The following is an 8,272-nucleotide window of genomic DNA, read 5'->3' as shown; positions in this document are numbered from 1 at the left end:
TCATAATAAATAAAATTTTTCTGTTTTTCTTCATTAACAAGTCCCGCTTTTTTTGACTGCGATAAATGGTATGAAACAGTAGCATTGGTCAAATCAAACTTTTCTGCAATTTCTCCTGCAGACATTTTTCCGTTCTTTAAAAGTTCTAATATATTTCTACGTATTGGGTCAGAGATAGCTTTTAATGTGTCATTGATTCCCATTCAGTTTCATCACCACCTATTTAGATAACTTTCTAAATACATAGTAATTCACTTTGTTCTAAATTTCAATACCTATTTAGATATTTTTCTAAATAGCATGAAAAAAGCATGAATTTTACTTCATACTTTACTTTCTAATTGTTTTATAAATTTTGTAAGCTGTTTATTATTTTTTATCTCATGATATTTCTTAGGATACTTTTCATTAAGATTTTTCAATCTATTTTTAAATTCACTACTTCTTCCTTCAACCATAATCCACCAAAAGAACTCAAAATCAAATTTTTCATTGCATCCTTCTGCGATTGAATCACGAACACGATTATGATATTGAATATTTCGTTTAAGTGCACGATATAAACAAATCCGTCTAGGATAATTTAAAAAAATGATAATATTTGCATCAGACATTCGATGTTCAAAATCAAATCCATTGTAATTTCCATCAATAATCCATTCGTCTTGAATCATCAAATCATGAACTAACTCATCTGCTTCTTTACGATCACGTAACTCCCAATCTTTGGAAAACTGTATTTTATCTAAGTGATAACATGGAATTTTAAAGTATTCACTTAACTGTTTTGCTAATGTTGATTTACCAGCACCACTATAACCGACAATTGCTATTTTCATATTATCCCTCTTTTATATCGATAGTATTCTATCACTCCTTTAGACAAAAAAGAAGAGTGTTATTCACCCTTCTCAATTGTTGTTTCAAAATAGAAAATTGATCCTTCGTTTACTTTTGATTCAACACCATATGTATAATGGTGTAAATCTAAAATTTCTCTTACAATTGCTAGACCTATTCCAGAGCCTTGATTAGAACGAATATGTTCTTTATCAACTTTATAATAGCGATCCCAAATTAGTGGTAAATCACTTTCAGCAATTCCGCAACCAAAATCTTGCACAAGTATCTTAACTTTTTCACCCTCAATTCTTTGATGTATTATAATTCGCTTGTTTTCATCAGAGTAGTTTATTGCATTATTAATTAAATTATGAAGAACCTGTGAAATACGATGTTTATCACCAACAATATTCACATCTTCAGTTGTATCAAATTCTATAACAATACGCTCTTGTTTTAAATGTTGATCATATGTTTTAATAACTTCCCTACAGCATTCTGTTATGTCGAATTTTTCAAGATTTAATGTAATTTTGTTCTCAGCTAATTTTGATAAATCCAATAAATCATTTACGATTATTGATAATCGCTTTGATTCATTTACGATGACCTTTATATTTTCATCTGTCTTTTCATTTGGTAAATCCATCATCATTTCACCATAACCTGTAATCATTGTCAGTGGTGTTCTCAAATCATGGGAAACATTTGCGATTAGATCGCGTTTTGCCTTATCTGCTTTTTGAACTTGTTGGGCTGCTTCAGTAAGTGTTTGATTTAGTTCTTGGACTTCCAAATAATCTTTTTGTGATGTCATATGTTTGTAATCACCTTTTGATAAATTTTGTGATGCTTCATTAATTTCAGCAATTGGTTTTACAATTTTCTTAGCCATAAAGAACGCCAAAATTGCTGCTGATAAAGTTACAATAATCCCAATAAAGAGTAGTTGATAACTTAATGCTTGAGTAGCTGCATTAACACGAGATATACGCGTGTTTACCATTATAATCGTAGGTGAATCACTCTCTAAATTTACTACTTTTGTATAGATAACATTTTTATCTCCATTGAATTTGGCAGTAACTGTATTCAACGTATCTGGAACAAATTGCATTTCGACTAAATCTGATTTTGAAAGATAAGCTCCATTATTTTGAATTGCCAGATTAGCGTATTCTAGAAGTTTATCCACAGGTAACTGACTAATTCTACATCCTGCATTTCTGGTGCTAATATCATTTTCGCTAATAATACGTACACACAAATCATTTTGATCCGATAAAGATGATACGTATTCTTCTAATTGATTTGAATCGATGTATTTCTCAATTTTATCTGCTACTTCTTTTACAACATTTATTTTATTAAATTCATAAAAAGGTTGAAGAAGAATCACTTGAAAAAACCACAAGAGAAAAAGAATTCCAATTACATAAGTAAAGAGATATCTCAATACTTTCCATTGAAGTCTAGTTGTCTTTTTCAAAACGATAACCTACCCCTCTTAATGTAATAATATACTTACTATATTCTTGCAAGTTTCTTCGCAATAATTTAATGTGTGTATCTAATGTACGATCATCACCAAAGAAATCATACCCCCATACATGTTGAAGTAATTTTTCACGGGTTAGTGCTATGCCACGATTTCTTATAAAGTATTCAAGCAAATCAAATTCTTTTGGAGATAGTTGAATTTTTTCTTGATTAATTGTCACTTGCCGTGCAGTAAAGTCTACAGTTAAACCATCCACCGTAAAAACATCAGCATTATCTAAATTAGATTTCGTTCTTTTAAGCACAGCTTGTATTCGCATCATTAATTCCTTAGGCGAAAAAGGCTTTACCACGTAATCATCAATACCTAAATCAAAGCCATGTATTTTATCATATTCTTCACCTAAAGCAGTAAGCAGTATAACTGGTATATCTTTCATCTTTTTGATTTCTTTGCATGCAGAAAAGCCATCAAGATTAGGCATCATGACATCCATTACAATTAAATCAAAATTCTCATTGGCGCATTTTTCAACTGCAACAAGACCATCTTCCGCTTCACTTACTTGATAACCTTCATATTGGGCATATTTGCGAATCATTTCTCGTATTTTTGCTTCATCATCTACAACTAATATTTTACTCATATTTCATCACCATTTTTATTATAAGTGCTTTATGTGAATTTTGGGTGAATTACACACAAGAAAAGGACCTTTTTATAAAAGTCCTTCAATTTTTTGGATTGCTTTTTCTAAATTTCTACCGTCTACACTTTCAATATTACCAGCATCACAAAGAGCTGCAATAGTTGGGTCTAAAGGTAGTTGAGCTAAAACCTCTAAATCATGTTCTTTAGCGATTTCATCGATATGACTTTCACCAAAAACATACATCTTGTGATCACATTCATCACATTGAACATAACTCATGTTTTCAATTAGCCCTAATACATTGACATTCATCATTTTGGCCATGTTGATAGCTTTAGTCACGACCATACTAACTAATTCTTGTGGTGATGTTACAATTACTATACCATCCAAAGGAAGTGATTGGAAAATTGTTAGTGGTACATCCCCAGTTCCTGGAGGCATATCCACAAACATAAAGTCAACATCCTTCCACACAACATCTGTATAAAATTGTTTAACCATCCCTGCTATTACAGGTCCTCTCCAAATTACTGGAGTCTCATCTGTTTCTAATAACATATTTACAGAAATAACCTCAATTCCAGTATCTGTAATTGCTGGATATATCGCATCATTTGTTCCTTCAGCTTTGGATGTAATACCAAATACTTTCGTCATACTTGGACCTGTTATATCAGCATCAAGTACAGCTGCTTGATATCCTTTTCGTTGCATTGCCGTCGCAAGCATACTAGTAACTAAACTCTTACCCACGCCACCTTTACCACTTACTACACCAATAATTTTCTTGATGGAACTCTCTTTATGAGGTTGAATCAAAAAACTTTCTGGTTGTGTTCTATCAGAACAATTTTGACTACAAGAGCCACAATCGTGATTACAATTCGACATTTTAAATCCTCACTTTCACGTTTAACATAATATCATATCTTATTTACATTATCATTAAAATTACATTGTAGAGAACGACTACCACTAAAGAAGGTAACATATTCGCCACTTTTAATTTATCTTTTAATAAAAAGTTCAATCCTATACATACAACTAAAGCATAGCCAACCATACATAATTGTTGAAGAAATTCACCCACCAAAAATCTTGATAAACTTCCTGCAAGCAAGGTAATTAATCCTTGATAAAGAAGTACTGGAACACTTGAAAAGATGACACCCATTCCTAATGTTGCACCTAGGATAATACTTGTAATTCCATCTATGATACTTTTTATATATAAAACACTAGGATCATGTAATAAACCATCATTGATTGCGCCAATAATCGCCATTGCGCCTACACAAAATATAATTGATGCAACAACAAAACTATTCGCAAATCCTGCAAGATGAAATTTATCTTCAATTTTTTGTGACAAGCCATTTAGATGTTTATCAATATCTAAACATTCCCCTAATAATGTCCCTAGCACCAAAGAAACAATTAATATAATTTCACCACTTGTTACAATGGAGGTTCCACTCACTGAAGCCATATTAGATAATACACCATTAAAACCAATAACAATAACGCTTATTCCAATTACCTTATATATTGAATCTTGAATATTTTCTCGAATACCCTTTTTCAAAATCAAGCCTAAACAACCACCAATAATGATTGCAATCGCATTAACTACACTTCCCATGATACCTCCTGATATATAAAAACAGGATTTTCATCCTGTTATTTATTGTACTACTTCTTTAAAATGTTTCCTAGTGTAAATAAATTTGTTGGATATTTCCCACTGAAACACCCAACACATAAGTTAGGTCCATTTGCTTCCTTAACCTCATCGATTGATAAGAATTTCAAACTATCTGCACCAATATAATCTCTAAGTTCTTTAACGCTAAGACGTGAGCTAATCAATTCTTCATAAGTTGATGTATCAACTCCATAGAAACAAGGGCTCTTGAATTCAGGTGAGGCAATACGTACATGAACTGTCTTTGCGCCTGCATCTTTTAGTAATTGTACAATTCGTTTTGAAGTTGTTCCTCTTACAATAGAATCATCAATCATCACAACATTTTTACCATTCACAATCGCAGAAATTGCACTAAGTTTCATACGAACTCCACGTTCCCTTTGTTTTTGTGTTGGTTGAATAAATGTTCTACCTACATAACGATTCTTAATTAAACCTATTTCATAAGGTAATCCACTTTCTTCAGCATATCCTATTGCTGCACTTAATGATGAATCCGGTACACCAATAACAATATCTGCTTTAACTTTATCTTTGCGCGCCAATAATTTTCCAGATAATTTACGTGCATTGTGCACATTAATTCCTTCAATAACACTATCTGGGCGAGCAAAATAAATATATTCCATTGCACACATTTTCTTTTGTATTTGATCAACGTACTTAAATGATTGCACATCATCGCCGCAAATACGAATTACTTCTCCTGGTTCAACTTCACGAATAAGTTTCGCATTAACGATATCATATGCACAACTTTCACTTGAAACACAATAACCATTTTCAAGTTTTGCAATTGATAAAGGTCTTAAACCATTTTTATCACGAACTGCATACATACAATCTTTTGTCATGATAATAAATGCAAATGCACCTTCTAATTTAGCACATGCATTCATAATCTTATACACCATTGTTCCTTCTTCACGTTGAATTAAGTGTGCAAGTATTTCACTATCACTACTTCCTTGAAAGATACTTCCAAGATCTTCAAGTTCTACTTTTAATTCTTTTGCATTTACAATAGCCCCATTATGCACAACAGCAAAATGCCCTGTATGTGACCTAACCATTAATGGTTGAACATTTTCAATTTGATTTTCGTGTGCTTTTGCATAACGTACATGACCTACAGCATGTTTACCTGCTAAATCTTCAAGAATTTTATTTGTGAATACATCACTTAATAAACCTTTCCCTTTATAACAAGTAATTACTTTGTTGTCGCTTGACGCAATACCACAAGCTTCTTGTCCACGATGTTGTAATGCATGTAAACCGAAATAAGAAAGACTTGCTGCATCTTTCACATTATAGATACCAAAACATCCACATTCTTCATTAAGCTTGTTGCCCAATACTTCTAAATATTCATCCATCAGCCTTTTCCTCCAAAAAAATAAAAAATACATATCGAAAATCAATATGTAGATAAATTACTTGTCAGTTGTTAAGTTCTACCATCCTAATTCCTCCATGAAAGTAAACCTCCACGAAAAAAACGGGGAAAAGGTTTACTTGTAGTCCACTATAGGCTAGTGGGTAGAAACGTGTCAGCCATCACTTGACATTTATACAAGCAAATGTGATTGTTTAATCACGAATATAGTATACACAAGCTTCCCCCACTTTACAAGTTTTTTTTACTCTAATTTATATCTACTATTATTTAACTTACACTTATTTATCTTTTAATTCTATAATCATTCGATATTCTTATAAATGTGTTTTATGAAAGTTAATTTTACTTCATATACAAGTTGGAACATTCATAATAAAAAGTGAGTTTCCTCACTTTAGTCAAATAGATTTTCACTTTCTTCATCAGTATTAAATTCTGGCAACTTTGGAAGTTCATCTAAACTCAATAATTTGAAACTATCCATAAACTCATCCGTTACTTCATATAAAATAGGCTTTCCTGGTGCGTTACTTCTACCATTCTCACGAATCAAATTTCTTGCCTCTAGTTTACGTAACATCATATCTGCCCCAACACCACGAATTTCTTCAATTTCCACTCGAGTGATTGGTTGTTTATAGGCGATAATCGCAAGTGTTTCCAAAGCCGCTTGAGACAATCCTGTTTGTTTAGTCGTTTGAAATAATCTTTCAGCATATGGATGAACTAAAGCCTTAGAGAGAAATTTATAAACTCCGCCATAATTTGCGATTTCAAATCCACGTTGATCGTCAGCATAATAAATTTGTAACTCTTCAAATACTTTTTCTGTTCTATCTTTAGAAATACCCAGTACTTCAGCTGCTTGCTCAAGTGAAATTCCTTCATCACCAACAATAAATAACAATCCTTCAAGTATTGTTAAAGCTTGATTACCTTCTTCTTCGTCTTTTGTCGTACTATCTACTTCAATTATCTCGCCAACTGTTTCAAAGACTTCAACTTCCTCAACAACTTCACATGTTTGAGGAGCATCTGTTTCTTCAATTGTATTATCTTGACTTACTTCATCTACTTCTGTAATTTTTTCATTATTTTCAAGAATTTCTGTCATTTATATTACCCCCCTTTTAAACCAAATTGTTCCTTTTTCATCAATTGTAAATACAAGTGTATGAACACGTGCTAAATCAAGCACAGATAGAAAAGTAACAATCATCATTTTTAAGTCTTCACAATCTTCTAGTAACGTCTCAAAAGAAAATGTTTCCGGTAAATCACGAAGCCGTGCTTTAATTTGTAAAGAACGTTCTTCCATAGACATCTCTTTTGCAGTGAATTTTGTTTCAATTGGTTTTGACAATTGAAGTCTACGTAAACATTTATTCATCGCTTTTACTAAATCATAGGGTGAACCATCAATAGGTTCAGTTTCTTCTTTTGGTTTTGACCACTCATCTACTTCAATTGATATTGGTTTAGATAATTGAAGCATTCTTTGATGGTAAAGATCATTGAGTTGTTCCGTAACTTCCTTATATTGTTGATATTCTAATAATCGGCGAACCAAACGATCTTTAGGGTCTTCTTCATATTCATCATCAAGAATCGTTTCATCTTTAGGAAGAATTTTTTTACTTTTGTATTCAATAAGAGTTGCTAATTCAAGTAAATACTCACTCGCAACTTCTAAGTGCAGACTTTCCATTTGCTTTAGATAATTAAGATATTGTTCAGTTAGAACACTAATATCTAAGTCAAAAAGATCTAGTTCTTGTTCCTTAATCAAATGAAGCATTAAATCTAACGGACCTTCAAATTGATTAATCGTAACTGTAAATGACATTGTCTCACCTCGCTAGAAAATTATACCAAATTTTAGCAGAACTCACTACTAAAATCTTGGATACTTCTATTAACTCTTATAAAAGAACAAGTTAAATCTATATTAATTCATAAAATTCACTTCTAGTAGCACCTCACACCATGCTATAATGCTTAAAATAAACGTTTTTGGGGAGAAACTATATGAGTATTTTTACTGAGATAATTCAAACTAATATCATCTCTTTTATCGGACTAATTATAGTTTCATATTTTATTACAATTAATCCTTTATTTGATCAAAAAAGTAAAAAAATTTTCTTTTTAATCATCCTTGTC

At 31.7% G+C, this 8,272-nt stretch carries 9 protein-coding genes and 1 riboswitch; all 9 genes read right to left on the bottom strand.

The features are described 5' to 3' along the window. Positions 1-203, bottom strand: a 203-nt coding sequence (locus tag RSB60_RS09325) for a metalloregulator ArsR/SmtB family transcription factor (protein WP_332615933.1), incomplete at its 3' end; no start/stop codon positions are given. Positions 204-323: 120 nt separating this feature from the next. Further along, positions 324-839: an AAA family ATPase gene (locus tag RSB60_RS09320; RefSeq protein WP_332615931.1), complete on the bottom strand. Its 516-nt coding sequence runs from the start codon at positions 837-839 to the stop codon at positions 324-326. Between the two features lie 59 nt (positions 840-898). Continuing rightward, a complete protein-coding gene (locus tag RSB60_RS09315; RefSeq protein WP_332615929.1) occupies positions 899-2,332 on the bottom strand; it encodes a sensor histidine kinase in 1,434 nt (477 codons plus the stop codon). Next, on the bottom strand, positions 2,316-2,990 hold the full coding sequence (locus RSB60_RS09310) for a response regulator transcription factor (protein ID WP_332615927.1): 675 nt from the start codon (positions 2,988-2,990) through the stop codon (positions 2,316-2,318). Before RSB60_RS09310 ends, RSB60_RS09315 begins: the two co-directional genes overlap by 17 nt. Before the next feature lie 72 nt (positions 2,991-3,062). Beyond that, on the bottom strand, positions 3,063-3,890 hold the full coding sequence (locus tag RSB60_RS09305; protein WP_323380380.1) for an Mrp/NBP35 family ATP-binding protein: 828 nt from the start codon (positions 3,888-3,890) through the stop codon (positions 3,063-3,065). Positions 3,891-3,933: 43 nt separating this feature from the next. Continuing rightward, the gene (locus RSB60_RS09300; protein ID WP_323380379.1) at positions 3,934-4,641 is read right to left on the bottom strand and encodes a DUF554 domain-containing protein; all 708 of its coding nucleotides are present in this window, start codon (positions 4,639-4,641) and stop codon (positions 3,934-3,936) included. Between the two features lie 50 nt (positions 4,642-4,691). Beyond that, positions 4,692-6,086: an amidophosphoribosyltransferase gene (gene purF / locus RSB60_RS09295; protein ID WP_332491304.1), complete on the bottom strand. Its 1,395-nt coding sequence runs from the start codon at positions 6,084-6,086 to the stop codon at positions 4,692-4,694. Between the two features lie 122 nt (positions 6,087-6,208). Beyond that, positions 6,209-6,306, bottom strand: a riboswitch (purine riboswitch). Between the two features lie 197 nt (positions 6,307-6,503). Continuing rightward, positions 6,504-7,223, bottom strand: coding sequence for an SMC-Scp complex subunit ScpB (gene scpB / locus RSB60_RS09290; protein WP_442878174.1), 720 nt, complete (start codon positions 7,221-7,223; stop codon positions 6,504-6,506). Continuing rightward, positions 7,224-7,955 carry a segregation and condensation protein A gene (locus tag RSB60_RS09285; protein ID WP_332615923.1) on the bottom strand — a complete coding sequence of 244 codons (732 nt, stop codon included), beginning with the start codon at positions 7,953-7,955 and terminating at the stop codon, positions 7,224-7,226. Positions 7,956-8,272 lie beyond the last annotated feature (317 nt).

The organism is Anaerorhabdus sp. (assembly GCF_036657415.1).
In the GTDB taxonomy this organism is placed as follows: Bacteria; Bacillota_I; Bacilli_A; order Erysipelotrichales; family Erysipelotrichaceae; genus Anaerorhabdus.
This window is presented reverse-complemented; position numbering and strand designations above follow the sequence as displayed.

Bases quoted from the DNA above. Each gene is read 5' to 3' on its own strand.
- RSB60_RS09320 (WP_332615931.1), bottom strand. From the start codon at position 839: ATGAAAATAGCAATTGTCGGTTATAGTGGTGCTGGTAAATCAACATTA.
- RSB60_RS09310 (WP_332615927.1), bottom strand. From the start codon at position 2,990: ATGAGTAAAATATTAGTTGTAGATGATGAAGCAAAAATACGAGAAATG.
- RSB60_RS09305 (WP_323380380.1), bottom strand. From the start codon at position 3,890: ATGTCGAATTGTAATCACGATTGTGGCTCTTGTAGTCAAAATTGTTCT.
- RSB60_RS09300 (WP_323380379.1), bottom strand. From the start codon at position 4,641: ATGGGAAGTGTAGTTAATGCGATTGCAATCATTATTGGTGGTTGTTTA.
- purF (WP_332491304.1), bottom strand. From the start codon at position 6,086: ATGGATGAATATTTAGAAGTATTGGGCAACAAGCTTAATGAAGAATGT.
- scpB (WP_442878174.1), bottom strand. From the start codon at position 7,223: ATGACAGAAATTCTTGAAAATAATGAAAAAATTACAGAAGTAGATGAA.
- RSB60_RS09285 (WP_332615923.1), bottom strand. From the start codon at position 7,955: ATGTCATTTACAGTTACGATTAATCAATTTGAAGGTCCGTTAGATTTA.